26 protein-coding genes and 3 pseudogenes are annotated in these 25,525 nt (G+C 70.7%); 16 read left to right on the top strand and 13 right to left on the bottom strand.

The features are described 5' to 3' along the window. Both ACFVVO_RS09950 and ACFVVO_RS09955 read left to right on the top strand, forming a co-directional pair. Positions 1 to 282: pseudogene (locus tag ACFVVO_RS09950) on the top strand (FAD-dependent oxidoreductase); the annotation flags it as partial. Positions 283 to 295: 13 nt separating this feature from the next. Then, positions 296 to 1,510, top strand: a complete 1,215-nt coding sequence (locus ACFVVO_RS09955) for a cytochrome P450 (RefSeq protein WP_390053399.1) — start codon at positions 296 to 298, stop codon at positions 1,508 to 1,510. Positions 1,511 to 1,713: 203 nt separating this feature from the next. Here ACFVVO_RS09955 and ACFVVO_RS09960 read toward each other — a convergent pair whose 3' ends face one another. Beyond that, positions 1,714 to 1,893 carry a thiamine pyrophosphate-dependent enzyme gene (locus ACFVVO_RS09960; RefSeq protein ID WP_390053401.1) on the bottom strand — a complete coding sequence of 60 codons (180 nt, stop codon included), beginning with the start codon at positions 1,891 to 1,893 and terminating at the stop codon, positions 1,714 to 1,716. Between the two features lie 20 nt (positions 1,894 to 1,913). Between ACFVVO_RS09960 and ACFVVO_RS09965 the strand changes: the two are divergent. From ACFVVO_RS09965 to ACFVVO_RS09980, 4 genes and pseudogenes are all read left to right on the top strand, one after another. Further along, positions 1,914 to 2,105 (top strand): annotated as a pseudogene (locus tag ACFVVO_RS09965) (hypothetical protein); the annotation flags it as partial. A gap of 31 nt (positions 2,106 to 2,136) precedes the next feature. Then, positions 2,137 to 2,415 (top strand): CopG family transcriptional regulator, encoded by a 279-nt coding sequence (locus ACFVVO_RS09970; protein WP_390053403.1) that lies wholly within the window; start codon positions 2,137 to 2,139, stop codon positions 2,413 to 2,415. Beyond that, entirely contained in the window at positions 2,412 to 2,837 is a 426-nt protein-coding gene (locus ACFVVO_RS09975; protein ID WP_390053405.1) for a hypothetical protein, read from the top strand. The genes ACFVVO_RS09970 and ACFVVO_RS09975 overlap by 4 nt, the downstream gene beginning before the upstream one ends. A gap of 423 nt (positions 2,838 to 3,260) precedes the next feature. Continuing rightward, positions 3,261 to 3,617 carry a carboxymuconolactone decarboxylase gene (locus ACFVVO_RS09980; protein ID WP_390053407.1) on the top strand — a complete coding sequence of 119 codons (357 nt, stop codon included), beginning with the start codon at positions 3,261 to 3,263 and terminating at the stop codon, positions 3,615 to 3,617. A gap of 115 nt (positions 3,618 to 3,732) precedes the next feature. Here the strand turns inward: ACFVVO_RS09980 and ACFVVO_RS09985 are convergent, their stop codons facing one another. After that, the gene (locus ACFVVO_RS09985) at positions 3,733 to 5,685 is read right to left on the bottom strand and encodes a YncE family protein (protein ID WP_390053409.1); all 1,953 of its coding nucleotides are present in this window, start codon (positions 5,683 to 5,685) and stop codon (positions 3,733 to 3,735) included. A gap of 408 nt (positions 5,686 to 6,093) precedes the next feature. Between ACFVVO_RS09985 and ACFVVO_RS09990 the strand changes: the two genes are divergently transcribed. From ACFVVO_RS09990 to ACFVVO_RS10005, 4 genes are all read left to right on the top strand, one after another. Further along, the gene (locus ACFVVO_RS09990) at positions 6,094 to 6,645 is read left to right on the top strand and encodes an EF-hand domain-containing protein (protein ID WP_390053411.1); all 552 of its coding nucleotides are present in this window, start codon (positions 6,094 to 6,096) and stop codon (positions 6,643 to 6,645) included. Between the two features lie 382 nt (positions 6,646 to 7,027). Further along, the gene (gene arsM / locus ACFVVO_RS09995) at positions 7,028 to 7,921 is read left to right on the top strand and encodes an arsenite methyltransferase (protein WP_390053412.1); all 894 of its coding nucleotides are present in this window, start codon (positions 7,028 to 7,030) and stop codon (positions 7,919 to 7,921) included. Between the two features lie 62 nt (positions 7,922 to 7,983). Next, positions 7,984 to 8,454, top strand: coding sequence for a hypothetical protein (locus tag ACFVVO_RS10000; protein ID WP_390053414.1), 471 nt, complete (start codon positions 7,984 to 7,986; stop codon positions 8,452 to 8,454). Positions 8,455 to 8,561: 107 nt separating this feature from the next. Continuing rightward, positions 8,562 to 9,017, top strand: a complete 456-nt coding sequence (locus ACFVVO_RS10005; protein ID WP_390053416.1) for a tellurite resistance TerB family protein — start codon at positions 8,562 to 8,564, stop codon at positions 9,015 to 9,017. Here the strand turns inward: ACFVVO_RS10005 and ACFVVO_RS10010 are convergent. Together ACFVVO_RS10010 and ACFVVO_RS10015 are read right to left on the bottom strand one after the other, a co-directional pair. Then, the gene (locus ACFVVO_RS10010) at positions 8,978 to 9,379 is read right to left on the bottom strand and encodes a BlaI/MecI/CopY family transcriptional regulator (RefSeq protein ID WP_390053418.1); all 402 of its coding nucleotides are present in this window, start codon (positions 9,377 to 9,379) and stop codon (positions 8,978 to 8,980) included. The two genes, ACFVVO_RS10005 and ACFVVO_RS10010, sit on opposite strands and share 40 nt — an antisense overlap. 25 nt (positions 9,380 to 9,404) lie before the next feature. Then, positions 9,405 to 9,845 carry an ATP-binding protein gene (locus ACFVVO_RS10015; protein ID WP_390053420.1) on the bottom strand — a complete coding sequence of 147 codons (441 nt, stop codon included), beginning with the start codon at positions 9,843 to 9,845 and terminating at the stop codon, positions 9,405 to 9,407. Positions 9,846 to 10,023: 178 nt separating this feature from the next. Between ACFVVO_RS10015 and ACFVVO_RS10020 the strand changes: the two genes are divergently transcribed. The 3 genes and pseudogenes from ACFVVO_RS10020 to ACFVVO_RS10030 all read left to right on the top strand — a co-directional run bounded on the left by ACFVVO_RS10020 (position 10,024) and on the right by ACFVVO_RS10030 (position 12,215). Further along, on the top strand, positions 10,024 to 10,938 hold the full coding sequence (locus ACFVVO_RS10020; protein WP_390054107.1) for a Scr1 family TA system antitoxin-like transcriptional regulator: 915 nt from the start codon (positions 10,024 to 10,026) through the stop codon (positions 10,936 to 10,938). Then, positions 10,907 to 11,032 (top strand): annotated as a pseudogene (locus ACFVVO_RS10025) (DUF397 domain-containing protein); the annotation flags it as partial. The gene ACFVVO_RS10020 and the pseudogene ACFVVO_RS10025, both read left to right, overlap by 32 nt. Before the next feature lie 271 nt (positions 11,033 to 11,303). Then, complete coding sequence (locus ACFVVO_RS10030) at positions 11,304 to 12,215, top strand: hypothetical protein (RefSeq protein WP_390053421.1); 912 nt, start codon at positions 11,304 to 11,306, stop codon at positions 12,213 to 12,215. A 43-nt stretch (positions 12,216 to 12,258) separates the two neighbouring features. On the opposite strand, the gene ACFVVO_RS10035 is transcribed toward ACFVVO_RS10030, so the two are convergent. Next, entirely contained in the window at positions 12,259 to 12,732 is a 474-nt protein-coding gene (locus ACFVVO_RS10035; protein ID WP_390053423.1) for a carboxymuconolactone decarboxylase family protein, read from the bottom strand. A 281-nt stretch (positions 12,733 to 13,013) separates the two neighbouring features. Between ACFVVO_RS10035 and ACFVVO_RS10040 the strand changes: the two genes are divergently transcribed. After that, complete coding sequence (locus tag ACFVVO_RS10040) at positions 13,014 to 13,928, top strand: hypothetical protein (RefSeq protein ID WP_390053425.1); 915 nt, start codon at positions 13,014 to 13,016, stop codon at positions 13,926 to 13,928. 105 nt (positions 13,929 to 14,033) lie between these two features. Beyond that, the gene (locus ACFVVO_RS10045) at positions 14,034 to 15,896 is read left to right on the top strand and encodes an NAD-binding protein (protein WP_390054108.1); all 1,863 of its coding nucleotides are present in this window, start codon (positions 14,034 to 14,036) and stop codon (positions 15,894 to 15,896) included. Positions 15,897 to 16,048: 152 nt separating this feature from the next. Here ACFVVO_RS10045 and ACFVVO_RS10050 read toward each other — a convergent pair whose 3' ends face one another. After that, complete coding sequence (locus ACFVVO_RS10050; protein WP_390053427.1) at positions 16,049 to 17,857, bottom strand: prolyl oligopeptidase family serine peptidase; 1,809 nt, start codon at positions 17,855 to 17,857, stop codon at positions 16,049 to 16,051. 194 nt (positions 17,858 to 18,051) lie between these two features. On the opposite strand from ACFVVO_RS10050, the gene ACFVVO_RS10055 reads away from it, so the two are divergent. After that, a complete protein-coding gene (locus tag ACFVVO_RS10055) occupies positions 18,052 to 18,864 on the top strand; it encodes an SURF1 family protein (protein WP_390053429.1) in 813 nt (270 codons plus the stop codon). 72 nt (positions 18,865 to 18,936) lie between these two features. Here the strand turns inward: ACFVVO_RS10055 and ACFVVO_RS10060 are convergent, their stop codons facing one another. The 7 genes from ACFVVO_RS10060 to ACFVVO_RS10090 form a co-directional block, all read right to left on the bottom strand. Continuing rightward, positions 18,937 to 20,172 carry a hypothetical protein gene (locus ACFVVO_RS10060; RefSeq protein ID WP_390053431.1) on the bottom strand — a complete coding sequence of 412 codons (1,236 nt, stop codon included), beginning with the start codon at positions 20,170 to 20,172 and terminating at the stop codon, positions 18,937 to 18,939. Then, the gene (locus tag ACFVVO_RS10065; RefSeq protein ID WP_390053432.1) at positions 20,169 to 20,861 is read right to left on the bottom strand and encodes a SigE family RNA polymerase sigma factor; all 693 of its coding nucleotides are present in this window, start codon (positions 20,859 to 20,861) and stop codon (positions 20,169 to 20,171) included. Before ACFVVO_RS10065 ends, ACFVVO_RS10060 begins: the two co-directional genes overlap by 4 nt. Positions 20,862 to 21,183: 322 nt before the next feature. Beyond that, positions 21,184 to 22,257 (bottom strand): aspartate-semialdehyde dehydrogenase, encoded by a 1,074-nt coding sequence (locus tag ACFVVO_RS10070; RefSeq protein ID WP_390053433.1) that lies wholly within the window; start codon positions 22,255 to 22,257, stop codon positions 21,184 to 21,186. Then, positions 22,254 to 23,531, bottom strand: coding sequence for an aspartate kinase (locus tag ACFVVO_RS10075; RefSeq protein ID WP_390053434.1), 1,278 nt, complete (start codon positions 23,529 to 23,531; stop codon positions 22,254 to 22,256). Before ACFVVO_RS10075 ends, ACFVVO_RS10070 begins: the two co-directional genes overlap by 4 nt. A gap of 159 nt (positions 23,532 to 23,690) precedes the next feature. Next, entirely contained in the window at positions 23,691 to 24,350 is a 660-nt protein-coding gene (locus ACFVVO_RS10080; RefSeq protein WP_390053436.1) for a DUF5063 domain-containing protein, read from the bottom strand. Then, complete coding sequence (gene recR / locus ACFVVO_RS10085; RefSeq protein WP_390053437.1) at positions 24,343 to 24,942, bottom strand: recombination mediator RecR; 600 nt, start codon at positions 24,940 to 24,942, stop codon at positions 24,343 to 24,345. The genes ACFVVO_RS10080 and recR overlap by 8 nt, the downstream gene beginning before the upstream one ends. Positions 24,943 to 25,053: 111 nt before the next feature. Next, complete coding sequence (locus ACFVVO_RS10090; RefSeq protein WP_390053439.1) at positions 25,054 to 25,398, bottom strand: YbaB/EbfC family nucleoid-associated protein; 345 nt, start codon at positions 25,396 to 25,398, stop codon at positions 25,054 to 25,056. Positions 25,399 to 25,525 lie beyond the last annotated feature (127 nt).

The raw sequence follows: 25,525 nt of genomic DNA on the forward strand, positions 1-25,525 counted from the left end.
GTGGCCGACCACCGCTTCGTGGCCGCATACGGCTACCGGGGCCGCGTCACCGCGGCGGTGAGCTTCAACAACGCGAAGTGGCTCGACCACTACCGCCGACTGATCGAGACGGCCGCGCCCTTCCCGCCGCCCAGCCCCACACCCGACCAGCCCGTCGACATGAAGCCCGTACCCGTCGACTTCCCCGGCCCCCAACTACTCGCCCAGGGCGCCACCGTGGTCGTCACCGGTCACGACCCGGGCGAACGCCGCGTCACGGCCGCGTACCAGCACCACCGGTAGGAGGGACAGCGAGATGACCACGACTCAGAGGCCCGACACGCTGCACCGGATCCTCGACTACTCCTCCCGGCCCGACCCGTACCCCCTGTACGCCGAACTGCGCGAGACGCCGGTGGCCCAGCAGGAGGACGGCAGCTACGTCGTCAGCACCTACCGCGAGATCGCGGACCTGCTGCACAATCCGCACCTCAGCTCCGACGTCCGCAATCTGGCGCATCCGATGCCCACGCACGAGGGGGAGGCCACGCCGGCGTTCATCAACCTCGATCCGCCGGAGCACGACCGCCTCCGGCGCATGGCGATGCGTCACTTCGGCCCCCCGCACGCCCCCGGGCTGGTGGCCGGTATGGAAGGCGATATGACCGCCGTCGTCAACAGTCTGGTCGAGGGCTTTGCGGGCAAGGAGCAGATCGACGTCGTCGACGACTTCGCCTACCCGTTCCCCGTCACCGTGATCTGCCACCTGCTCGGCGTGCCACGCGAGGACGAACCGCGATTCCATCTGTGGGTGGACGCCCTCGTCAACTCGATCGACTACAACCCGAAGACCGACCCGAAGGAAAAACTGGAAAACGGGCTGCGGGCCCGTAAGGACATGCGTCACTACCTCGGCGGACTGCTGGAGCAACGCCACGGGCAACCGGGCGACGACCTGCTGACACGGCTGGCCAACGACGACGGTCCTGACGGGCGGATGACCGACGAGGAGATCGTCTCCACCGCCCACCTGTTGCTGATCGCCGGCCACGAGACCACCGTCAACCTCATCACCAACGGCATGCTGACACTGCTGCGTCACCCACAGGTGCTGCAGCGACTGCGTGACGACCCGGGCCTCGTCGTCCCGCTGGTGGAGGAACTGCTGCGCTACGAGCCGCCCGTGCACATCATTCCGTGGCGGGCGGCGTACAGCGACATCACCGTCGCCGACACCGTCATCCCCAAGGGCTCGCAGATCATGCTCATGCTGGCCTCGGGCAGCCGCGACCCGGACCGCTTCCACGAGCCCGACCGCTTCGACCCCGACCGGCGGGACAACCAGCACCTCGGCTTCGGCAGCGGCATCCACCTGTGCTTCGGCGGTCCGATGGCCCGGCTGGAGACCCAGATCGCGCTGACCGAACTCGTACGCCGTCTCGACCGACCCAGGCTGGTGGCCGACCCACCGCCGTACCGGCAAAGCCCCATCCTGCGAGGACCCATTCATCTCCCCGTCGAGCAGAGCTGATGGTGAACGCGGCAGCCGCACGCTTCCGGCCAGGCTGCGGTCTGCGCGGTTGATCTTGCGTCGCCGGCGGTGATCGACTCCTGTGACGATCCGCAACACACGACGGGTCCTGCCGCGTCACGAACGGCGATCGCGACGCGGCCTTGGTGAAACTGTTGTCCAACCATCCGTGGCCATCGCCGTGACCACCGCCTGCAGGCTCGTCAGCCAGATGGCGGCGTCGACGGCGTAGTACCCTCGCCGGTGATCAGGATGACCCGCTGGGCGTCCTGGGCGGCGACGGCCGCGCCGACCGCGGCGGGGGTGGCCCAGCCGATCGAGCCCCATAGGGTCTGGTTCTCAAGGGTGGCACCGCTGGGCAGCTTGGCGAACGCCATGCCCATGGAGGCGGTTCCGGTCAGGTTTCGTCGGCCACAGTCCTGCCGCCCGCGAGCACGTCGTAGCGCTCGCCGGCCGCCCGATCATCGGGCGGCAACCGGGTGCCCGTCCCGTCGCACCGTCCCACTGCTCCTGGCACACCAGCCAGGTCTTTCACGGCAGCCCACGCCCGCCCCGGCCGCCTGACCGTCGAATCGTCGACCGCGCCCACTGGTAAGGAGCGTGACACCAAGAGTATGGTCTCTTGTATGGCGACAAAGAAGGTGACTGTGACGATTCCCGAGGATCTCCTGGACGAGATCCGCGCGGAGGCGGCAGAGCGGGGCCTGTCGGCGTACGTCGCCGAGGCGTTGCGCTTCAAGCGTGACCGGGACCGGCTCCAGGAACTGGTCGGCTGGTTGCAGGAAGAACACGGCCCCGTCACTGAGGACGAGCATGCGGCAGCCCTCGACGAGCTGGAGGAACTCGACACCGAACACGAGCGGCGTCGAACCGCCGAAAAGCACAACGCCGGAGAGGCTGCGTGAAGAAGCGAGCCGGTGAGCGGGGACAGCGGCCGCTCCGTGTCTTCGTGCTGGACTGTGAAGCCCTGTCCCTTGCGGTGCGTGGCGACCGGAAGATGATCGCCTGGCTCGACCTCGCTGCGCGAGGAGAAGCCGAGGTGGTGACGTCCCCGATGACGCTGGTCGAGGCGTACGACGGCAGAACCACCGAGCAGCGTTGGGACTGGGTGCTTTCCCGGCTCAAGGTCGCCGACATCGGGAAGGACGAGGCCCGCCAGGCCCGCCGCCTCCTGACTGATGCCAAGCTGCACGGCCACAAGTACGCGATCGACGCCGTGCTGGCCGTCATCGCGCGACAGCAGAAAGGGCTGGTCACCGTCTTCACCTCGGACGTCGACGACCTGGAGAAACTGGTGCCGGACACCATCGTCGTCAAGAAGGTGTGACCCGGCCCCTTTCCGGGCCGCAGCCAGGGTTCGCGTGAGACCGGGCGTCGCTGTCGAAGTGAAACGCCCTACTTCATGCTCTGCCGCCGCTTCGATACCTGCAACCGGTTCGCCCTGCCTCCACGGCGGCCTGATGTCACCAGCACCTTTCTCGGGCAGGGGCAGTGTCCGGAGCGCGTGCCGGACGCGTGCCGGACGGCGCCGACGAACCGCTTGGAGCACCTCGTCCCCGAGCGCTTCCGAGATCGGGAGGAAGACACGGGATACCTGACCGCAGTCGACGCTCGATCCAGCCGTCCGGCTCGACGCGCGCCACCAGCCAGGCGTGCCTACGCTTTAGTGGCAACCTCCGGTTGTGCAGGGGGGATTCCCGCTTGGCGGGTGATATCTCAATTCCCTACATCGCGAGGAGGCAGGCCGACCATGGCTACTGCACCTGAGACTCCGGTACTCGACACGATCGCCGCCATGACGATCGACTCCATCGAGCACTGCCACATGGACGAGCGGACACTCATCCTTTCCCGCATCGCAGCACTCGTGGCCATGGACGCACCAGCGATCTCCTACCTGGCCCACATCAACCCCGCGGTCAAGGCCGATTTCACCGTCGAGCAGCTGCAAGACCTTCTCGTCGCCATCGCCCCCGTCGTCGGGACAGCACGCGTCATGTCGGCCGCAGGCCACATAGCGCATGCGTTCGGTGTCGCACTCGAGCTGGCCGAGAGCGAAGCCGAAGCCATCGCCCAGGCCGAAGCCGACAGCCGTACCGCCTCCTAGAGACCCCCGGGCTTTCGCTGGAAGTCGGCCTCGACCGGTCCGGCGTCGAGTTCACCGAAAGGCCACCGCTGGGCGTTCACGCCCCGGGCGGTGGCCTTCGTCGGTGATCCGACGGCTAGTTGGAGAAGTACAGGTACTTCCAGGAGCCGTACGTCGTCGTGTTGACGGTGTCGCCCGAGGAGCCGTTGAGGTACGACGAGCGCACGCGGGCCTTGAGGCCGGACTGGCCGGGGGCGCCCAGGTTCACGGCGCACTTGCCGTTCGAGGCGAGCTTGAAGTACTGCGAGCTGCCCTCCGTGGAGTACCACTCGCCCTGGTAGTAGACCTGCAGGTCGACGCGCTCCTTGCGGCCCGGGTAGTACGACATGGTCGTGGTGATCACCGGGGCGCTGTTCTTGTGAAACCAGTAGTACGTCGTCGAGCCGATCTTGGCCTTCTTGTAGTGCTTCGACACCACGGTGGCGTTCTTCACCTTGGCGTAGCCCGTGGACTTGACCGTCTTCGGCTTGTAGCGGGCGTCGCCCTTGAAGACCGCGGTGACGTCGGTGTCGCGGGTCATGTCGACCGTCGCGGAGATGTTGCCGTGGGAGTCGACCTTGCCGGTCCTGAGCAGCTTGTTGGGCTTGTCGCCGCCGTAGGGATTGGCCCAGATCTCGACCGTGCGGTTCTTGTACGTCGTACCGAGGTGCGCCGTGAACTTCACGTCGGCGCCGTAGGCGTACACCTTGCCGTTGTTGTTCAGGCTCAGCGAGGTCGAGGCGCGGGAGACGTCGACCTTGTCGGCCGCGGTGACCGCTGAGTGCGCGGCGTCGCCCGTGTACGTCACCTTGTAGGTGACCGTGCCGCCGGCGGGCGGGGTGTCGGAGAAGGAGTACGTGCCGTCCGACTTCACCGTGACGGCGGGCAGTGCCTTGCCGCTCGGGGAGTCCAGGTCGGTGCGGGTGACCTGGAGCTTCACGCCGGCCGGCAGCGGGACCGACGCGGTCAGCTTGCCGGTGACGGTGAGCGCCTTGGCACGGGTCGCGGTCGCCGGGGCCTTGACCGTCAGGGTCGGGCTGTTCAGCGCGGGGTCGGTGAGGGCCTTGAGGGTGTAACCGCCGCTCTCGGTGCCCGTGCCGACCAGCGCGAAGACCCGGGAGTCGTCCGGCGCCCAGGCGAGGTCGACCGTGCGGGAGGTGCTGCCCTGGTCGTAGGTGTGCAGCGGCAGGGTGGCGCTGGGCTGATACGTGAGGACCTTGGTGCCGCTGACCTGGGCGAGGAGGCCGTTGGAGGCGATGTCGGCGAGCCGGCCGCCGGGGTAGGAGCCGGCGGCCGTGAACCTGCCGTCCGCGTAGGCGTCCCGGTTCTTGCCGTTGACCAGCACCTGCTTGCCGCCGGGCACGAGGTCGATGTCCCCGATGCCGTCGTTCAGCGAGTAGTCGCCGTGGTGCCAGGCGATCAGGGTGGGCTTGCCACTGGAGACGTCGAGCACGCCCATCGAGTCCGTGGACAGCCCGGTCTCGCCGACGGCGAGGATGCCCGGCTGGTTAGGGTCGGTGTCCAGCAGGGCCTGGCCCCAGACCTTCAACGGGAACTGCCCCAGCGTCACCGGGTCGGTGCCGCTCGCCGGGTCCACCGTCGGATCGACGGAGCCGAGGTCGCCGTCCCACTGGTCGCCGTAGGAGAACCACACCTTGCCGCCGCTGAAGGCGACATGGACCGGGCCGTCGTTGGTGGAGACGGTGTAGCGGGCCTGCACGGCGAGGGTGCTCGCGTCGATGGCCCAGATCTCGTGGATCTGCGGCGCCGCCGCGTACACGGTCGACCCGTCGTCCGAGACCGCGAGGTCGCTGACGCCGGTGACTCCGCCGACCGAACCGAGGACCGTACCGGAGTAGTCGGTGGCCGCGACGGTGCCCTCGGTGCTGTCGCCGACGAACACCCGCTTGACGGCACCGTCCACCGCGAGGCCGCCGGGCGAGGTGACACGGGCGGCCGAAGCCGCCGAGGCGGTGCCGGCCACGCCGACGCTCAGCGCCGCCGAGCCGAAGAGGACCGCGAGAGCTGTCGCGGTCGAGATGCTGCGCATACGCACAGTGCTGTTACCCCCACGAGGAAACCCGGTGCGCGACCGGGGAGACGAGTGCGCCGCGCAGCGCCCGGACATGACCGCTTGACTGCGGTGACGCGCGGGGCGCGGCTGCTGGAGGCAGCGTATGGCATGCCTGTGACAATTGAGGAGGGGGTTTCGAGGATGAGGAGATCCAGTGTGCGTGCTTGCCGCCTCACGCACGCGACGATCTCCGGCGGTACCAGCCAGAGGGGGCTCGACCTCGTAAGAGTCGCCCCGTCAAGGGTTCACCACGTCGCTCGCCCGTTTCAGCGCCCACACTCGCCATTCGGGTGACATATGCGGCACCCGCTGTCGATTTACGACCATTTGTTCCACTCTGGGAAGGTCGCGAGGCACGAAACAAGATCACGGAGAGGATCGCCCATGACCACGACGATGCAGGACGTCATCACCACCAAGCTCGAGCGCAGCTTCGATGCCGTGGACGTCAACCACGACGGGTATCTGGACTGGACGGACTACCAGAAACTCGCCGACCGCTACATCCAGGCCTACAGGCTCGACAAGAACGACCGCCGGGCCAGGGCGATCCAGGTCTTCTGCCAGATCTACTGGCTGGAGCTGCTGCGGCACGCGGGCGTGGACGGGGACCGGCTGACGAAGGACCAGTTCGTCACCGCCAACCGTCTCGCGGTCATCGACACCAGCCGGCTCAACGTGACCGAGGGCGGCGGCCACGCGATCTTCGACGTCATCGACGTCGACGGGGACAACGAGATCAGCAAGGACGAGTTCGCGCGCTTCCTGCGGGACGTGTGGAAGAGCGACGCGCCCGACGCGATGGACTCGTTCACCAAGCTGGACACCGACGGGGACGGCGCCATCTCGCGCCAGGAGTTCATCCGCGCGATCCGTGAGCACTTCCTGTCGAACGACCCGGACGCTCCCGGCAGCATGTTCTTCGGGCGCGTCTGAGGATCGATCGCTCCGAGTGATTCGCCGGCTTCGGCCGGAGGACTGAAGCGGAGCCGCAGCCTGAGACGGCCGCCCCTGGACCCTGTTCCCCGTGGGCGGCCGTCACTCTGCCCGTGGCTTCCCGGTGCCGGGCGCCGGGCCGATCGTGCTCCTACGAACAAGCAGCCGAGCACGGCGGACGCAGCACCTGCCGTCAGGACTGGACCGACATCACCGACGCCTCCAACGGCGCGGACGCCACGCCCTGGCAGCAGCCGGCGTCCTGCCCGATCACCTCAAGCTCTTGTTTCGACATGCCTCTATGTTGACGTTTCTCGAATCAGGGCGCAAGGTTGTATCGAAAAGCATCGATACAGGCCGTTCCGAAGTCATGGAGGAAGCCATGCGCGAGCAGTCCACCGAGCTGCGGGAAACCGTCCGCCGGCGATACGCGGACGCGGCCGCGAAGGTCACCGAGGGCGGGACCGGTTGTTGCGGCCCGCAGCCGGTCGAGGTCGACGAGAACTTCGGCTCCACCCTCTACGCCGCCGACGAGCGGGACGCTCTTCCCGCCGAGGCCGTCGCCGCCTCCCTCGGCTGCGGCAATCCGGCCGCGGTCGCCGAGCTCCGCGACGGCGAGCGCGTCCTCGACCTCGGCTCCGGCGGCGGCATCGACGTCCTGCTCTCCGCGCGCCGCGTCGGCCCGGCCGGCAAGGCGTACGGGCTGGACATGACCGAGGAGATGCTGGCCCTGGCCCTGGCCAACGCCGAGAAGGCGGGCGCCACCAACGTGGAGTTCCTCAAGGGCACCATCGAGGCCGTCCCGCTGCCCGCGGGCACCATCGACGTGGTCATCTCCAACTGCGTGATCAACCTGTCCGTCGACAAACCCGCCGTCTTCGCCGAGACCTTCCGCGTGCTGCGACCCGGCGGCCGACTCGGCATCTCCGACGTCGTCGCCGACGACACCCTCACCCCGCTCCAGCGGGCCGAGCGCGGCGACTACGTCGGCTGCATCGCGGGCGCGCTCTCCTTCGCCGAGTACCGGGCGGGTCTGGAGGCCGCCGGCTTCGCGGACATCGAGATCACCCCGACCCACGCGGTCGCCGACGGCATGCACTCCGCCATCGTCCGCGCCCGCAAGCCGGTGCACTCCGAGGCGGCCGCCGGTACCGCCACGTCGGCCAGCACCTGTTGCGGCGTCAACTCCTGCTGCACGCACGCCGAGACGGCTGTCGACCCGGCTCTCGGCGTGGCCGAGGCCAAGTCGGCGTCGGGATGCGGTTGCCGGAGCTGACACCGGCGGAAGTGGTCGCGGAGCGCGACCAGTTCCGCCGTCCGTGTGGCACGATCGCCGATGTGGAGTGGGGGAGTCTGGTGGGGACCGGGATGGGGGCCGTGCTCGGCGTAGGGGCCACGCTGGCCGGCGAGCACGTGCGGTGGCGGCGCGCCAGCAGGGAGACGAGGCTGCGAGACCGGCAGACCGCGTACGTGGACTGTCTCGTCGCCTTCCGCCGGGCGCACGAGGCCATGCGGCTGGCCGCGGATGAGAACCACGCGAGCCCTCAGGTCAGGGGTACCAGGATCAGGCAGGCGTTCCAGGCGTCCGGGTGCGATGAGGCCCGGGAGCGGCTGATACTCACGGCGACCGAGGACGTGGCCACGGCGATCGACGCGTCGTACCACTCGCTGCGCGAGGTCCGCGAGGTACTCGCCTCGGGCCGCGGCATCACATCCGCCGACTATCACGCCGCCAGAGAGGCACACGGCGACGCGACCCGCGCGGCCCGTACGGTTCTGCGACGCGACCTGAGCAGTCAGGAAGCCTGACCTGCCGGGTGACGGGAACCCCGCCGCTGGTTTCCACGTTGCCGTAGAAGATGCGGTCGCCCTTTTGGTGGCCGCAACGCCGTCTACCGCATGTGGAGTTGGTTGGCATGGCCCTGTGGGATCGCGTCAAGGAGTCCGCGTCTCAGATGCAGACCCAGTTGGTGGCGAAGAAGAACGACCTCAAGAGCGGTGCCTTCCGCGACGCGAGCATGGCCATGTGCGCGCTGGTCGCGGCTGCCGACGGGACCGTCGATCCCTCCGAGCGGCAGCGCGTGGCCCAGCTCATCGGTACCAACGAGGTGCTGCAGAACTTCCCCGCCGACGATCTGCGCCGGCGCTTCGAGGAGAACCTGAACAAGCTCACCGCCGACTTCGCCTTCGGCAAGGTCAGCGTCATGCAGGAGATCGCCAAGGCGAAGAAGAAGCCCGCCGAGGCCCGGGCGGTGATCCAGATCGGCATCGTCATCGGCGGTGCCGACGGCGACTTCGACAAGGACGAGCAGGCCGTCGTGCGGGAGGCGTGCTACGCGCTGGATCTGCCGCCGCACGAGTTCGACCTCTGACGGCTCGGCCCTGAGGCGGAGGACGCCAGTACGGCCTGCCGGTCGCTCTTGGCGTCCAGCACCGTGCGCATCTTCCGCGCGGCCAGGTCCGCCTCGTCCGAGACGGGCGTCCAGGCGCAGGACCGACCGGCCCGCCCGCTCCCTCGTGACCGCGCCCTGGCCAGCAGCCGGGTGAGGATCGTGACCACCGTCGTACAGGCGAAGTCCCCGCCCAAGGCGCTCCTGCACCCGGCCGGCCGTCGCGGGCCCGCACGCCTCCCGCAGCGCCGACAGGACCTGCGCCTCAACTCGGCCTGCCCGCGCCGGGAACGCCGCCGGTCAGCCGTCACACCCTGTCTCCCGGCCGCTGCCCCATATGTCATGGGCGGTACACCGTGGGGACATGGACTACGTCGACACCTCCGCCCAGACCGTCTTGCCCATGGGATGACGGGGTGTCCAGCCCCAGCGTGCGGCCAGGACGTCCACGAGGAGCAGGCCGCGGCCCGACTCGCCCTCCGGGTACGAGGAAGGCGGGGCGGAAGGCGGTCGTTTCGCGGTGGCGGCGTCGGACACCTCGATCCGCACCAGGGCCGAAGCCTCGTCGAGGTCGAGACGGAGCCGGAAGTCGTGGCCCATGACGCGGCCGTGCTGGACGGCGTTCGCGGTGAGTTCGCCGACGACGAGGGCGACCGCGCACGACGTGTCCGAGGCCGGCGGATACCCCCACTCCTCCAAGCGCCGCACGCTCATGCGCCGGGCGAGACGCGCGCCGCGGGGTGTCGACGCGAACTGCGCCGTGAGCACGAGCCGCGGGTCCTCGGCCGAGGTGGTCGTTCCTGTCAGCACGCCGTGTCCGTCCTTGCCAGTCGAGCCGTCGGACGCCCCGCGCCGTACGCGAGTCGTCACGTTCCGTACTCAAGGTTGGCCGGGCGGCCCTACGCTCGGAAGGGGACGCAGCCTTACCTTTCGGCTCGTAAGGAACGGAAGTGACGCCTTGGCCAACGGAATCGACCCCAGTACGTCGATGGCGGCGCTCTTCGGCGCACGGGTACGCAGACTCCGTACGGCGGCCGGGCTGACCCAGGCCGAACTGGGCGCGAAGACGCATGTGGTGAGCACCCGCATCACGCAGATCGAACGGGCCTCCGGGGCGAAGCCGACACTGGAGCTGGCGCGAGCGCTGGACGCTGCGCTGGGCGCGGACAATCTGTTGGTCGAGCTGTGGCCCTACGTCTACCGGGAGGCGTTTCCGGACTGGTCGAGGGCGTTCATGGCCCACTCGGAGCGGGCGGTGTCCGTCGGCGAGTACGCGGCGCATGTGGTGCCGGGTCTGCTTCAGACCGAGGAGTACGCGCGAGCCGTCTTGAGCGTCGGCCTGACGTTGAGCAGCGAGGCGCAGTTGGAGGAGAGGCTGACCGCCCGCCTGGGACGCCAGGAGCGGCTTGACTCAGTGGATCGGCCTGCGTTGTGGGTCGTCCTTGACGAGGCGGTGCTGAGGCGGCCGGTCGGGGGCAGTGCGGTGATGCGTGAGCAGTTGGAGCGACTGCTCGAAGCCGCGGCGGAACCTCACATCACCCTGCAGGTACTGCCGTTCGACCAGGGCGCGCACGACGCGATGGGCGGCTCGCTGACGATTCTCGTGCTGCCCGACAGCTCGGAAGTGGCCTACACGGAAGGCGCGCACTATGGCCAACTCATCGAGGATCCAGCCGAGGTGAGCCGGTTCGCACTCACCTACGATCGGTTACGGGCAGCAGCCCTGCCCCCGCTCATGTCGCTCGACATGATCCGATCCGTGATGGAGGGCAGCCACCGTGGAGCGAAGGTTCCGTCCCGAACTGAACGGCGCCGAGTGGCGCAGGAGCAGTCACAGCAATCAGGAGGGCGGCAACTGCGTCGAGGTCGCGGACGGAGTCCCCGGCATCGTCCCGGTCCGTGACAGCAAGGTTCCGCATGGGCCCGCTCTGACCTTCGAGGTCGGCTCCTGGGCAGCGTTCATAGGTGAGTTGAAGGCCGGTCGGCGCCGGGGCTGAGTGCGCCGGATTCCGGTCGGAGGCCGTTCTCCGGGGCCGCCGGGTCCTTGTCAGCGAGGGTCCGGCGGGCCGCCGTTCTCCGGAAAGAACCGGGGGAAAGAACCACCCGCCCACCCACCCTCCCTGCCATGTCACCCGTCCGAGTGACCAGCTTGCAGGGGCGGGATACGGACGGTTACGTTCACGGCAACAACCGCAAACAGATACGGCCCCCGGCCGGGACTGGCATCCCGATCGAGGGCCTGACCGATCAGGAAGCGATACCTTCCCGATGGCTGACTCGCAGTCTAACGCGCGCCTGCGCGCCGACGCCGGAGCTCCGACCTCCGGCGTGATCCACGTACGCACCCGGCTCGCCGCCGACTTCACCGTGCTCTCCAACGCCCTCGCGCAGCGGCGCGGGAGCGCGGTCACGATCGGCGTCGCGGCCTACATCCTCTCCCTGCCCGACGGCTCCCCCGTGAGCATCGCCGCCCTGTGCGAGCACTTCACCGAGGGCGAGATCCTGATCTCGCGGGCACTGAGGGAGCTCGAAGCGGCCGGCTATCTGGAGCGGCGGCGCGAGCGGCTGTCCTCCGGGCAGATCCGCACCCGGACGTACCTGTACGACGTTCCCGGCGGTGATCCGGGCCCCGATGGGCCGCCCGGGCCGCCCGGGCCGCCGAAGCCGCATCGGCGGCCGGTCCGGTCGCGCCCCGCACCGGCGCGGGCCGAGCCCACGCCCGCCCCGGCCGAGCAGCGGTCACCGGCCCCGCCGGCTGACCCCGAGGCCGAGAGCGAGGCACCGGATCCGGCCCCGCTCGCGGACGCCGATCCGCGGGCGATCGCCGTGCTCGCCGCGCTGCGCCGGGTCGATCCGCGGCTGGTGCTCTCGGGGCGGGAGGCCGCGCGGCTCGCCCCGGCCGTCGCCGAGTGGCTGGCGACGGGGCTGGACTCCGCTCAGATCACCGGGCTGCTCACGGCAGGACTCCCCGGCAGTCTGCGGGCGCGCCCGGCCCACATCCTCGCCTTCCGTCTCCGCGAGACACCCCTGCCCGCCCCGCCCGAGCCGTCGCACCCGGTGGCACGCCCAGCCGCCTCGCCGCTCCAGAACTGCGACGGCTGCGACCGCGCCTTCCGCGCCCCGACCCCCGGCCACTGCCGCGACTGTCGGCCCGGGGTCCTCCTGAGCAGGGCCTGCTGAGCCCGTCGGCCGGGTGCGTGCGCGGGCGCCGTCGGTGTCCTCCTCAGCCGAACATGCCCGGCTCGTAGTCGCCGGCCGGCTGCTGGACGATGACGTTCATGCGGTTGTAGGCGTTGATCAGGGCGATCAGGCAGACCAGGGCGCCGAGCTGGTCCTCGTCGTAGTGCTTGGCGGCGTCGGCCCAGGCCTCGTCGCTGACGCCGCCGGCCGCGTCGGCGATGCGGGTGCCCTGCTCCACCAGTTCCAGGGCGGCGCGCTCGGCGTCCGTGAAGACCTTCGCCTCCCTCCAGGCGGCGACCAGGTTGAGGCGGATCGCGGTCTCCCCCGCGTGCGCGGCGTCCTTGCTGTGCATGTCGGTGCAGAAGCCGCAGCCGTTGATCTGGCTGGCGCGCAGCTTCACCAGTTCCTGCGTCGCGAGCGGCAGCGTCGAGTCCGACAGGACCTTCCCGGCCGAGTTGATGTAACGGAAGAACTTGCCGGCGACCGGGTTTCCGAAGAGGTTCAAGCGAGCGTCCATGACGTCCTCCAGTGCGGTTGCTGTTGGCTACACCTCATTGACGGAGTGGGCCGGAGAGATGTGACTGCAACAGTTGTGACCTGGGTCACTTTGCGCAGGCGGGGTGCTGAAACCGGCGATCCCGAGTCGGTCATGGATCCGCAGGAAATGTGTGCAGGAGCGCCACACAGGCCGCACACAGTCTGCGGAATGCCTCGTTACCTTTGCCGTTCGATCTCCCGTAAGAACGTGAACAGGCCCCGGCCGTGGCCGCAGGCGCCGCCGACTCAGGAAGACCGTAAATGGACTACTGCTCCTCGTGCCGTCGGCATCTGAACGGCGCCCTGGTGTGTCCCGGGTGCGGCGCCTACGCCCCCGACATCGCTCCGCCGGTGGCGGTGAGCACCCCCGGTGCGACGCCGGGCATACCGACGGCGGGGGCGGAGACGCATCCGTTCGACGCGTTCGGCACCGGTGACTGGTACGACGACTCCGTGGACGCCGACGAAGAGCCCGTGCCGGCCGGTGCGGGCGGGGCGCCCCGGTTCCAGCCGTCCGGCGAGGTGGCGGTTCGTCCTGCCGCGTCGCAGGGGCGGGCGGCCCGGCGCCGGCAGCTCGCGCGCTGGAAGAAGAACAAGCGCCGGGCGGCGGTCGCGACCGCCTTCGCGATCGTCGGCGGCGGGCTCACAATGGCATCCATGGACCGGCAGTCCGGCGACCGGGCCCAGGCGGCCTCGGCAGCCGACAACCACAGCATGGGCATCGCGGAGCGGCAGACCTCCGCCGAGTCCCAACCCGACGCGACACCGCCCACCGGCCGCCATCGGGCTTCGCGCCCGGCGCACACCCCGGCGGCGCCCGCACACGCCGACACCCGTCGCTCCGCGCCCGACGGGCAGGGCCGGCACACCATGGCCGCCGGGACGCGGACCACCGCGCCGAACCGGCCGGACGCCGCCGCCTCACCGCTTCCGGCGGTGACCCGGGCCGTGACGCAGACCGTCGGCTCGGTGTCCGGGTCTGCTTCCGGGTCCGGGGCCGAGTCCGGCTCTGGTTCCGGGTCCGCTTCCGGGAGCACCGGTTCGGCGGCTCAGGCGCCGGCCACGTCGACGCCCACGAACGGCGGGGGTACCGGCTCGGGCACGTCCCGGACGAGCCCCTCGCCGGCGGCCACCTCGCCCTCCCAGCTCTGCCTGCTCGTGGTGTGCCTCGGCTGACCCTGAGTTCACCCGGTTGCTGGAACCACCTATCGGCGTGCGGCAGTCTTCTTCCTCGTGGCGAGCGTTCCGAACCAAGGTGGGCCCGGCGCCGGGACGGCGGCGATGGTGGTGTGCGGTGACGACGGTCTCGCGCACCGGCTGACCGCCGAGTTGCGCACCGTCCACGGCGAGCAGGTCACCCTCGTCGTGCCGCCGAGCGAGCGCCTGACCCGGCCCCCGGTGGTCGGACGGGCGCGTGCCGCCTCGGCCGCGCTGCTCGACCGGATGGTCAGCGCCGCCGTCGGACGGACCGGCAGCGGCGGCAGCAGCAATGGGCTCGCCGGGGCCGGTGTGGGTGCGCAAAGCGTCGACGGCGTACGGGTGTTGGAGGCCGTCGATGTCACCGAGGCCGTACTCGCCGAGGCCGGGGTGGAGCGGGCCGCCGCGCTGGCGCTCGTGTACGACGACGACGAGACCAACATCCGGGCCGCGCTGACCGCCCGCCGGCTCAACCCCCGCCTCCGGCTCGTCCTGCGGCTGTACAACCGGCGGCTGGGCCAGCACATCGAGGAACTCCTCGACCAGGCGGCGACGTTGGCCTCCGGCGAGGGACCCGACGGCGGGCCGGACGCCTCCACGACCGTGCTGTCCGACGCCGACACCGCCGCGCCCGCGCTGGCCGCGGCCGCCGTCGCCGGCACCACCAAGGTCGTACAGACCGGTGGACTGCTGCTGCGGTCCGTCGAACGGCCGCCGGCACGCGACGGACAGCTCTCTGACCAGGGGCTGTGCACGCTGGCCCTGCTCTCCGCGAACGGCGGCGGACCCGGGGGAACGGGCCGGGCCGACGGGAGTGGGCACGGTGGGGAGCAGGAGCCCCGGTTGCTGCCGGACGACGACGAGGTGCGGCTTGCCCGCGGGCGGTCCGCCCTGGTGCTGGAGCAGGTGTCGGCCGTCGGCGGGGCCGCACCGGACGCGGCGGGGCGGGGTGTCGGCGTGGGGGGCGGGGTCGTACCGCCACTCGCCTCCCTCTTCTCGCGGCGGCTGCGGTGGTCGCTGGCCGGAATGGTGGCGTGTGTGGTCGCGCTCGCCGTCGCGCTGTGGGTGGTCACCGACATCGGTGCCTTGCAGGCCTTCTATCTGACGCTGCTGGATCTGTTCGCCATCGACGATCCCGCGATCGGGCAGTCGCTCGGGCGGCAGGTTCTTCAACTCCTCTCGGGGCTTGCCGGGTTGCTGCTTCTGCCGGTATTGCTGGCGGCCGTTCTCGAGGCGCTGGGCACCTTCCGGAGCGCCTCCGCGCTGCGAAAGCCGCCGCGCGGGCTCGGGGGGCATGTGGTGCTGCTGGGGCTGGGGAAGATCGGTACGCGGGTGCTGACGCGGCTGCGGGAGCTGAACATCCCGGTGGTGTGCGTGGAGGCCGACCCGGAGGCGCGAGGACTGGCGACGGCCCGGCGGCTGCGGGTGCCGGTGGTGCTGGGGGATGTGACGCAGGAAGGGGTGCTGGAGGCCGCCAAGATCCACCGGGCGTACGCGCTGCTCGCGGTGACCAGCGCGGACACGACCAATCTGGAGGCCGCGCTGTACGCCCGGTCGGTGCGGCCGGATCTGCGGGTGGTGCTGCGGCTGTACGACGACGACTTCGCCACGGCGGTGTACCGGACGCTGCGGGCCGCGCATCCCGGTGCCCCGACGCGGAGCCGGAGTGTGTCGCACCTCTCGGCGCCCGCGTTCGCGGGGGCGATGCTGGGGCGGCAGGTGCTCGGGGCTCTGCCGGTGGAGCGGAGGGTGTTGCTGTTCGCCTCGGTGTCGGTGGCCGGGCATCCGGAGTTGGAGGGGCGGACGGTGAGGGCGGCGTTCCGGGCCGGGGCGTGGCGGGTGCTGGCGGTGGAGGGGCAGGCCGATGTGGGCCCGGAGTACGCGTTGCGGGCTGGTGATCGGGTCGTCGTTGCCGCTACCCGCCGGGGGCTGGCGGAGTTGGGTTGAGCGCACCCCACACCCACCCGTCCCGGTCGGTTGTGAAGGGCCCGGACCCGGCCGGAGCGTAGAGGGCCGGTCGGTTCAGCCGAGGCGGGTGGGTGGGTGGGTGGGTGGTCGGTCGGTTGTGAAGGGCCCGGACCCGGCCGGGGTACATGAGGCTAAGCGTCGTTCAGGTGGCGGTTGGCGAAGGCCAGTTCCAGGCTTACCTGCTTGATCCGTTCGTCGACCACCAGGGAGCCGTGGCCCGCGTCGTAGCGGTAGACCTCGTGGAGCGCGTCGCGGGCCTGGAGGCGCTGGACGTAGTTGTCGATCTGGCGGATGGGGCAGCGGGGGTCGTTGACGCCCGCCGAGATGTACACCGGGGCCTTGACCTGGTCGACGTAGGTCAGCGGGGAGGACGCCTCGAAGCGGTCCGGGACCTCCTCCGGGGTGCCGCCCAGCAGGGTGCGGTCCATGGCCTTCAGGGCTTCCATCTCGTCGTGGTACGCCGTGACGTAGTCCGCGACCGGCACCACCGCGATGCCCACCGCCCACGCCTCCGGCTGGGTGCCGAGGCCGAGGAGGGTGAGGTAGCCGCCCCAGGAGCCGCCGGTGAGGACCAGGCGGGCCGGGTCGGCGAGGCCGGAGGAGACCGCCCAGTCGCGCACGGCGGCCACGTCCTCCAGCTCGATCAGGCCGACCCGGTGCTTCAGGGCGTCCGTCCAGGCGCGGCCGTAGCCGGTGGAGCCCCGGTAGTTGACGCGGATCACGGCGTACCCCTGGTCCACCCAGGCGGCCGGGCCCGCGGCGAAGGCGTCGCTGTCGTGCCAGGTCGGGCCGCCGTGCAGGTCGAAGACCGTGGGGAGCGGACCCGTCGCGCCCGCCGGCTTCTGGATCAGGGCGTGGATGCGGCCGCCGGGACCCTCCACCCAGGCGTCCTCCACCGGCACCGACGGCGGGCACTTCATGCCGGGCGGGTCCAGGACGACGCGGCCGGAGGTGGAGCGCACCGCGGGCGGCTCGGCGGCCGACGACCACAGGTACTCCACGCTGCCGTCGGGCCGGGCCGTGGCCCCGGAGACCATGCCGGGCGGGGTGGGGATGCGGGTCAGCTCGCCGGCGGCCAGGTCGTAGCGGAACAGCTCGCTGCGGGCCTCGTAGCTGTGGACGACGAGCAGGGCGGTGCCGTCCGGGTACCACTCGGCGCTCACGTCGCCGGGCAGGTCGAGGCAGAGGTCCGTCTCCGTTCCCGCCGCCACGTCCCACACCAGGGGCTCCCAGCGGCCCCGGCGCTGGTGGCCGATGAGCAGCCGGGTGTCGCCGTCCACGGGGGCGAAGCCCAGGACTTCGAGGCCGAGCTCCTCGGTGCCGCCCTTGGTGTCGTCCAGTTCGGCGACGGTCGTGCCGTCCGGGCGCAGCACGCGCAGGGCCGCGTGCATCGCGTCGCCGTGCTCGGTGTGCTCGATGGCGATCAGCGTGCCGTCGTGGGAGAGGTCGCCGACGCCGGCCGACTCGCGGTGGCGGTAGATCTCCACCGTGGCCTCACCCTCGCGGGCGAGGTGGATGGTCGTGCCCTCGTCGTCCGTGGAGCGGCCGACCACCGCCGTACGGCCGTCCCGGGCCAGGGCCAGACCGGCCGGGTAGGAGGGTTCGAGGCCGGGGACGGCCGTCTCGTCCGCGCCGCCCGTGAACGGCTGGCGGCGCCAGACGCCGAACTCGTCGCCGTCCTTGTCGTCGAACCACCAGATCCACGCGCCGTCCGGGGCGAGCACGCCGTCCGTCGTGCCGTTCGGCCGGTCCGTGGCCTGCCGCTGCCCGCCCGTCGTCCGGTCCCAGGCGTACAGCTCGTACGTGCCCGTCGCGTTCGACACGAACAGGGAGCGGTCCGGCGCGTCCTCGGCCCAGTCGGGCAGCGAGACCCGCGGCGCCCGGAAGCGCTTCTCCCAGTCCGGCATGTCCGGTGTGTCCGGCGTCCTGCTCTCACTCATCGCCCCAGTCATGAGCCCATAGTGCCTGGCCCGACCGACAATCCGCTGACGGTGCACCCAGCCTGTGGACAACTTCCCGATCATGCCCACGTCGTCCGCACACGCATACGCACACATGTACGTACACAGGTCCGCACGCGCGGGTGGCCGACCCCGGGACGGGCCGGTCGCACCGGCGCCGTACCGTTGTGGGCGTGTACCGGTTTCTGCTGACTCCCCGCTGGTGGGGCATCAACGTCTTCGTGCTGCTCGCCATCCCGTTCTGCGTCTTCATGGGGTCCTGGCAGCTGAGCCGGTTCGAGGGGCGGGTGCAGGACCACCGCACCGCGACCGGACAGGCCGCGTCGGACCGGCACGAGACCGCCAGGCCCCTGGACTCGATGCTGCCCGTCGACAAGAGCACCTCGGGACGGCGGGTCACCGCGAGCGGCCGGTACGGCAAGCAGTTCCTGGTGCCCGGCCGGGAGCTGGACGGCAGGAGCGGCTTCTACGTGCTGACGCTGCTGCGCACCGACTCCGGCCGGTCCCTGCCCGTGGTGCGCGGCTGGCTGCCGGGCACGGCGGACGCGGCGAAGGTGCCCGCCGCGCCGGGCGGCGAGGTCACCGTGACCGGTGCGCTGCAGGCGTCCGAGACGCCGGGGGACAACGGCGCCGGCGCCCAGGGCGGGCTGCCCGCCGGGCAGACGGCGGCGATCAGCTCCGCCACGCTGGTGAACCTGGTGCCGGACCGGCTGTACGACGCCTGGGTCACCCTCGACCGGGCCGACGCGGGGATGAAGGCCGTGCCCGCGACCGCGCCCGACGGCACCGGTCTCGACCTGAAGGCCTTCCAGAACCTCGGCTACACCGGGGAGTGGTTCGTCTTCGCGGGCTTCGTGGTCTTCATGTGGTTCCGGCTGCTGCGCCGCGAGGTGGAGTTCCAGCGGGACGCGGCGCTCGGTCTGGTGCAGGAGCAGGAGCGGGAGGACGAGGAGCAGGGGAACTCCGCTGCTCCGACCGCCGTCTGACACCGCCGCGGCCGCGGGCGGCTTCCCTGCCGGTCGCCGCCCGCCGTCCGAGGCCCGTCCGCCGTCCGAGGGCTACGACGCCGCCAGCACCCCGGTGTAGTACACCGTGCCCGCGCACGCGTTGGACACCGTCGTGGACGTCGACGGGGAGCCCGTCTCGCCGGTGTAGCCGACGAGGACGCTGCCGTCGGCCGTGCCCTCCTCGGTGGCGAGCTGGGTGGTGGTGCCCGATGTGGCGCCGGTGTCCGTGCCGCCGCCGGCGCTCGCGTCCTGCGAGGGCGACGGGTCGGGCGACGGGTCTCCGCCGCCGTCGGAGCCGCCGGTGGAGGTGGAGCCGCCACTCGCGGGGCAGGTCTCGGAGGGTACGAAAGCGAACCGTTCCTCGTAGGCCCCGCCGGGCTGCAGGACCAGCTTGGCGACCTCGAGCGAGGGGTCGGGCAGCGCGGCCGCCGCGTCCCCGGCCACATGCCGGACGACGCCGATCTTGGCCTGGTCCGCCGCCCCCTGCGCCGTCGCGCTGACCACGACCCCGCCGGTCACGGTGCAGGCGGCGCCCGAGGTGTTGGTGACGCGGAAGGTGCCGTAGACGACGCCCGTCGAGTCCGGGGCGTCGGCGCTGCCGGTGACGGAGCTCAGTTGGGCCGCCGTGCACAGCCCGGCGCCCGAGGCCGTGGGGGCGGACGGGTCGGCGCCACCGGTGGAGCCGTTGCCGCTGCCGGTCGTCCCCCGCTCACCGGTCTTGCCGTTGTCCTTGTCCCGCCCGGGGGTGCTGCCGCGGGAGCCGCCGGTGCCGCCGGTGCCGGCCTGCGGATCCTTCCCCTGGCTCGCGCCGCCCTGCGCCTCGGAGGACTGGCCCGCCATGGCGGTGTTGGGGTCGGTGCCGCCGGAGTTCGAGACGTGGACGAGGGCGGGGATGGCGGTGCCGATGAACAGGGCCGCGGCGGCCATGCCGACGGCGGCCTGGCGCTTGCGGGCCCGGCGGGCCGGTACCGCCCGGCGCAGGTGGTCGAGGGTGCCGGTGCGCGGTTCGATGTCGTCGACCACCGAGTGCAGCAGACCGCGCAGGGCCTGCTCGTCCGAGCCGGGCCCGTCGAGCGCGTCGAGGCCCGTGCCGGGCTCCTGGGAGCCCTTTTCGTCGGGGCCGTGGTTCACAGTTCCGTTCCCAGCGTGCGATTGCGGGTGCTCTTGCTCGTGACCCTTCGTCGGCTCGTGCCAGGCGTAGGGTTCGTGACGCTCGTGCGAGAGGTTCTCGGGCGAGAGGTCCTCGTGCGGGACGCCCTCGTCGCCGTGCTCCGTGTGCTCGCTCATGCCAACGCCTCCATGGACACCCGCAGCGCGGCGATGCCCCGGGAGCCGTACGCCTTCACCGAGCCCAGCGATATCCCGAGCGTCTCGGCGACCTGGGCCTCGGTCATGTCCGCGAAGTAGCGCAGCACCAGGACCTCGCGCTGGCGGCGCTGCAGGCCCTTCATCGCCTTGATGAGGTCGCGGCGCTCGAGCTGGTCGTAGGCGCCCTCCTCCGCGCTCGCCATGTCCGGCATCGGCTTGGAGAGCAGCTTCAGGCCGAGGATGCGGCGGCGCAGGGCGGAGCGGGACAGGTTGACGACCGTCTGCCGCAGGTAGGCGAGGGTCTTCTCGGGGTCGCGGACGCGTTTGCGGGCCGAGTGGACGCGGATGAACGCCTCCTGGACGACGTCCTCGCAGGAGGCGGTGTCGTCGAGGAGCAGCGCGGCGAGACCGAGCAGCGAGCGGTAGTGCGCCCGGTAGGTCTCGGTGAGGTGGTCGACGGTGGTGCCGGCGGCCACGGTGTCCGCGGCCGGCGCGGCGGCCGCGGTCTCGTCGGAGCCGTCACGCTGACTGGGGATGCGGGTGGGCCGCGCTGCGGGCATGGGCGCAATCACCGGCATGCCGCCGGGCATGCGCGGCCGGAGCGCCGCACGGGGCGGTCGGAGGGCCGCGGTGCCGCGGGCCGCACTGAGTTCGAGTACCTCTGCCACGCCAGTTGGACACGCTTCCCCCCAGAAGGGTTGTACGTGCCGGACGTCACATGTGCGACAACCGACGGATCCTCAACTGCCGTCATGCGCCCCGCTCTTCCTTTATGTCCCATTCGAACGGGCGTCCCCCGCACCCAGGATCACGGCGTCCCCACGCCGGGATCCTCACGCCCACGCCTCGCAAGGGTCACTGCAAAGACGCTCCCCGCCCTCCGCACGGTTGCGAGGGACGGGGAGGAAAATCCTCTGTCGCCGGGGAGCGCGGATCAAGTGGTTTGGACCATGCTCCCGGCACATTTCTTACATGGATCCTACAAATGTTCTAGCCGCGGGTGACAGTCTCTCCTGTGATCTCCGCCGCAATCAGCTCCGCGATCTGCGCGGTGTTCAGCGCGGCGCCCTTGCGCAGGTTGTCCCCGCACACGAAGAGTTCCAGCGCGGTCGGGTCGTCCAGCGCGCGCCGGACCCGCCCCACCCAGGTGGGATCGGTGCCCACCACGTCGGCGGGCGTGGGGAACTCGCCGGCGGCCGGGTCGTCGCACAGCACCACACCGGGCGCGGTGGCGAGGATCTCGCGGGCGCCGTCGACGGTCACCTCGCCCTGGAAGCGGGCGTGGACCGTGAGGGAGTGCGTGGTGATCACCGGCACCCGCACACACGTGACGGCGACCGGCAGCGCGGGCAGCCCGAGGATCTTGCGGGACTCGTCCCGCACCTTCATCTCCTCCGAGGACCAGCCGTCCTCCCGCAGCGACCCCGCCCACGGGACCACGTTGAGCGCGACCGGCTCCGGGAACGGCCCGGTGCCGTCCCCGACGGCCCGCCGTACGTCACCCGGCTTGGTGCCCAGCTCGGTCCCGGCGACCAGGGACAACTGGGCCCGCAGGGTGTCCACCCCGGCCCGCCCGGCGCCGCTCACCGCCTGGTACGACGACACCACCAGCTCGCGCAGCCCGAACTCGGCGTTCAGCGCCCCCAGGGCGACGATCATCGACAGGGTGGTGCAGTTGGGGTTGGCGACGATCCCGCGGGGCCGGCTGCGCACCGCGTGCGCGTTGACCTCGGGCACGACGAGCGGGACGTCGGGGTCCATCCGGAAGGCACCTGAGTTGTCGACGACGACCGCACCGCGCGCGGCGGCGATCGGCGCCCACTCGGCGGCGACCTCGTCGGGCACGTCGAACATCGCCACGTCGACCCCGGCGAAGGCGTCCTCCGTCAGGGCCGACACCTCGACCTCCTCCCCCCGCACGGCCAGCTTGCGGCCGGCCGAGCGCGGGGAGGCGATCAGACGGATCTCGCCCCAGACGTCCGCGCGCTGGGACAGGATCTGGAGCATGACCGCGCCGACGGCTCCGGTCGCTCCCACGACCGCGAGCGTCGGCTTGCCGGTCATCGGCCGGTGCCTCCGTAGACGACGGCCTCGTCGGTGTCGGAGTCGAGTCCGAAGGCGGTGTGGACGGCGCGGACGGCCTCCGGCACGTCGTCCTTGCGGGTGACGACCGAGATACGGATCTCCGAGGTCGAGATCAGCTCGATGTTCACGCCCGCGTCGCTCAGCGCCTCGAAGAACGAGGCCGTGACGCCCGGGTTGGTCTTCATACCGGCGCCGACCAGGGAGATCTTGCCGATCTGGTCGTCGTAGCGCAGGGAGTCGAAGCCGATGCCGCCCTTGTTGCGCTCCAGGGCGTCGATGGCCTTGCGGCCCTCGGTCTTCGGCAGGGTGAAGGAGATGTCCGTCAGACCGGTGGAGGCCGCGGACACGTTCTGCACGACCATGTCGATGTTGATCTGGGCGTCCGCGATGGTCCGGAAGATCGCGGCGGCCTCGCCCGGCTTGTCCGGGACGCCGACGACCGTGATCTTGGCTTCGGAGGTGTCGTGCGCGACGCCCGAGATGATGGCCTGCTCCACCTTCTTGTCCCCTTGCTGAATCGGCTCGCTGCTGACCCACGTGCCCTGCAACCCGCTGAACGAGGAGCGGACGTGGATCGGGATGTTGTAGCGGCGGGCGTACTCCACACACCGGTGGAGCAGCACCTTTGAACCGGAGGCCGCGAGCTCCAGCATGTCCTCGAAGGAGATCCAGTCGATCTTCTTCGCCTTCTTCACCACGCGCGGGTCGGCGGTGAACACGCCGTCGACGTCGGTGTAGATCTCGCACACCTCGGCGTCGAGGGCGGCCGCCAGGGCCACCGCCGTGGTGTCGGACCCACCGCGGCCGAGCGTGGTGATGTCCTTCTTGTCCTGGCTGACGCCCTGGAACCCGGCGACGATGGCGATGTTGCCCTCGTCCAGCGCGGTGCGGATACGCCCCGGCGTGACGTCGATGATCCGGGCTTTGTTGTGGACCGAGTCGGTGATGACGCCTGCCTGGCTGCCGGTGAACGACTGGGCCTCGTGCCCCAGGTTCTTGATCGCCATGGCCAGCAGCGCCATGGAGATGCGCTCACCGGCGGTCAGCAGCATGTCGAACTCCCGGCCGGCAGGCATCGGTGAAACCTGCTCGGCGAGATCGATCAGCTCGTCCGTCGTGTCGCCCATCGCGGAAACGACGACAACCACCTGGTTGCCGTTCTTCTTCGCTTCCACGATCCGCTTGGCGACGCGCTTGATGCCCTCGGCATCGGCTACGGAGGAGCCTCCGTACTTCTGCACGACAAGGCCCACGTGCGCTCCTCGCTCGGTTCGTTTATGTCGGCTCAGTTTACCGAGCGTCCGTTTTCCGCCCCCCTGCTCCCGCATGGTGAGACACCGGACGCCCGCAAGCGGCACCTGCCCAGCAGGGCGCGGAGCACGCGCAAAGTGCCCCGCGTCACAGCGCGACGGCTACTTGCCCGGGCCCATGCCGAGGGGGCCGCCGATCTCCTCGGCCATGACACGGCCCGCTTCGAACTCCAGGGTCTCGTCGCCCATGCCCTGATCGGTGTCGAGGCCGTCGAGCTCCTCGAGGGGCTGGTCGAGGCGGACGTGGATGAGAACGGACTGGAGGGCGCGCAAAACGGCGGAGGCGGTGGGACCCCAGTTGGAGAAGTAGGAGAACTGCCACCACCACAGGGCCTCCGTGATGCGGCCCGAGCGGTAGTGGGCCATGCCGTGGCGGAGGTCGGCGATGATGCCGGCGATGTCGTCGGAGATCCGGGCCGGCACGGAGGCCTTGCGGGGCTCGTAGGGGTCGAAGACCTCGGAGTAGACGTCGACGGGGTCCAGCAGACGAGCCAGGTTCTCACGGAGTGTGTCCACGTCCGCCTCGGGGCCGAGGTCGGGCTCGTAGCGCTCCTCCGGGACGATGTCCTCGTGAGCGCCGAGACGGCCGCCGGCCAGCAGGAGCTGGGAGATCTCCAGGAGAAGGAAGGGCACGGTCGAGCCGGGCTCGTCCCCCCTCGCCACCTCCGTGACGGCGACCAGGAAGCTCTCGACCTGGTCCGCGATCTGGACCGAGAAGTCGTCCGGGTCCCGCGTCGAGTCGTGCAGCGTGGCGTCAGACATCTAGGAGTCGTCTCCCCTCGAAGGCGCGGCCGAGAGTGACCTCGTCCGCGTATTCCAGGTCGCCGCCCACCGGGAGGCCGCTGGCCAGGCGGGTGACCTTCAGGCCCATGGGTTTGATCATGCGAGCGAGGTACGTGGCCGTCGCCTCGCCTTCGAGATTGGGGTCGGTGGCGAGGATCAGCTCGGTGACCGTGCCGTCCGCCAGCCGGGCCAGGAGTTCCCTGATGCGCAGGTCGTCGGGGCCCACACCCTCGATCGGGCTGATCGCGCCGCCCAGGACGTGGTAGCGGCCGCGGAACTCACGGGTGCGCTCGATCGCGACGACGTCCTTCGGCTCCTCCACCACACAGATGACGGACAGGTCGCGACGCGGGTCGCGGCAGATGTTGCACAGCTCCTCCTGCGCCACGTTGCCGCAGGCCGCGCAGAAGCGGACCTTCGCCTTGACCTCCAGGAGCGCCTGCGCGAGCCGCTTCACGTCGGCCGGCTCCGCCTGCAGGATGTGGAAGGCGATCCGCTGCGCGCTCTTGGGACCGACGCCGGGCAACCGCCCCAGCTCGTCGATGAGGTCCTGAACCACGCCTTCGTACAACGGACTGCCCTTCCTGGAGACCTTTCGGTACGTACGGTAGTTGGCTGCCGCCTGTCCTTGGAAGGCGGAGGGGGTTTCGCTCAGGCGGCGGGCACCGGAACGGCCGGCGGATCAGAAGGGCAGACCCGGGATGCCGCTGCCGCCGCCGAGGCCCTGGGCCAGCGGGCCGAGCTTCTGCTGCTGCAGCGTCTGCGCGTTCTCGTTGGCCGCCTGCACGGCCGCCACGATCAGGTCCGCGAGGGTGTCGGTGTCCTCGGGGTCCACCGCCTTCGGGTCGATCTTGAGCGCCCGCAGCTCGCCGGAACCGGTGACGGTGGCCCGCACCAGACCGCCGCCCGCCTGCCCGTCGACCTCCGTGTTCGCCAGTTCCTCCTGCGCCTGCTGGAGGTCCTGCTGCATCTTCTGGGCCTGCTGGAGCAGCTGCTGCATGTTGGGCTGGCCACCACCGGGAATCACGATCAGCTCCTGGTTCCTCGTCCACTGCGTTGTCGTTCGCTGTGCACGAGCCTACGTGGTCTGCCCGGCCATCGCCCCGCCACTCTTTCGAGTGATAACGACGGCAGTTCTATACCTGATCAAGGCC

Origin of the sequence: Streptomyces sp. NPDC058145 (assembly GCF_042884245.1) — a bacterium.
Taxonomy (GTDB): domain Bacteria; phylum Actinomycetota; class Actinomycetes; order Streptomycetales; family Streptomycetaceae; genus Streptomyces.

Bases quoted from the DNA above. Each gene is read 5' to 3' on its own strand.
- ACFVVO_RS10050 (WP_390053427.1), bottom strand. From the start codon at position 17,857: ATGAGTGAGAGCAGGACGCCGGACACACCGGACATGCCGGACTGGGAG.
- ACFVVO_RS09985 (WP_390053409.1), bottom strand. From the start codon at position 5,685: ATGCGCAGCATCTCGACCGCGACAGCTCTCGCGGTCCTCTTCGGCTCG.
- ACFVVO_RS09955 (WP_390053399.1), top strand. From the start codon at position 296: ATGACCACGACTCAGAGGCCCGACACGCTGCACCGGATCCTCGACTAC.
- ACFVVO_RS10035 (WP_390053423.1), bottom strand. From the start codon at position 12,732: ATGGACGCTCGCTTGAACCTCTTCGGAAACCCGGTCGCCGGCAAGTTC.
- ACFVVO_RS09980 (WP_390053407.1), top strand. From the start codon at position 3,261: ATGGCTACTGCACCTGAGACTCCGGTACTCGACACGATCGCCGCCATG.
- ACFVVO_RS10060 (WP_390053431.1), bottom strand. From the start codon at position 20,172: ATGAGCGAGCACACGGAGCACGGCGACGAGGGCGTCCCGCACGAGGAC.
- ACFVVO_RS10045 (WP_390054108.1), top strand. From the start codon at position 14,034: ATGGTGGTGTGCGGTGACGACGGTCTCGCGCACCGGCTGACCGCCGAG.
- ACFVVO_RS10040 (WP_390053425.1), top strand. From the start codon at position 13,014: ATGGACTACTGCTCCTCGTGCCGTCGGCATCTGAACGGCGCCCTGGTG.
- ACFVVO_RS10005 (WP_390053416.1), top strand. From the start codon at position 8,562: ATGGCCCTGTGGGATCGCGTCAAGGAGTCCGCGTCTCAGATGCAGACC.
- ACFVVO_RS09960 (WP_390053401.1), bottom strand. From the start codon at position 1,893: ATGGGCATGGCGTTCGCCAAGCTGCCCAGCGGTGCCACCCTTGAGAAC.
- ACFVVO_RS10030 (WP_390053421.1), top strand. From the start codon at position 11,304: ATGGCTGACTCGCAGTCTAACGCGCGCCTGCGCGCCGACGCCGGAGCT.
- ACFVVO_RS09990 (WP_390053411.1), top strand. From the start codon at position 6,094: ATGACCACGACGATGCAGGACGTCATCACCACCAAGCTCGAGCGCAGC.
- ACFVVO_RS10080 (WP_390053436.1), bottom strand. From the start codon at position 24,350: ATGTCTGACGCCACGCTGCACGACTCGACGCGGGACCCGGACGACTTC.
- ACFVVO_RS10010 (WP_390053418.1), bottom strand. From the start codon at position 9,379: ATGACATATGGGGCAGCGGCCGGGAGACAGGGTGTGACGGCTGACCGG.
- ACFVVO_RS10070 (WP_390053433.1), bottom strand. From the start codon at position 22,257: ATGACCGGCAAGCCGACGCTCGCGGTCGTGGGAGCGACCGGAGCCGTC.
- arsM (WP_390053412.1), top strand. From the start codon at position 7,028: ATGCGCGAGCAGTCCACCGAGCTGCGGGAAACCGTCCGCCGGCGATAC.
- ACFVVO_RS10020 (WP_390054107.1), top strand. From the start codon at position 10,024: ATGGCGGCGCTCTTCGGCGCACGGGTACGCAGACTCCGTACGGCGGCC.
- ACFVVO_RS09970 (WP_390053403.1), top strand. From the start codon at position 2,137: ATGGCGACAAAGAAGGTGACTGTGACGATTCCCGAGGATCTCCTGGAC.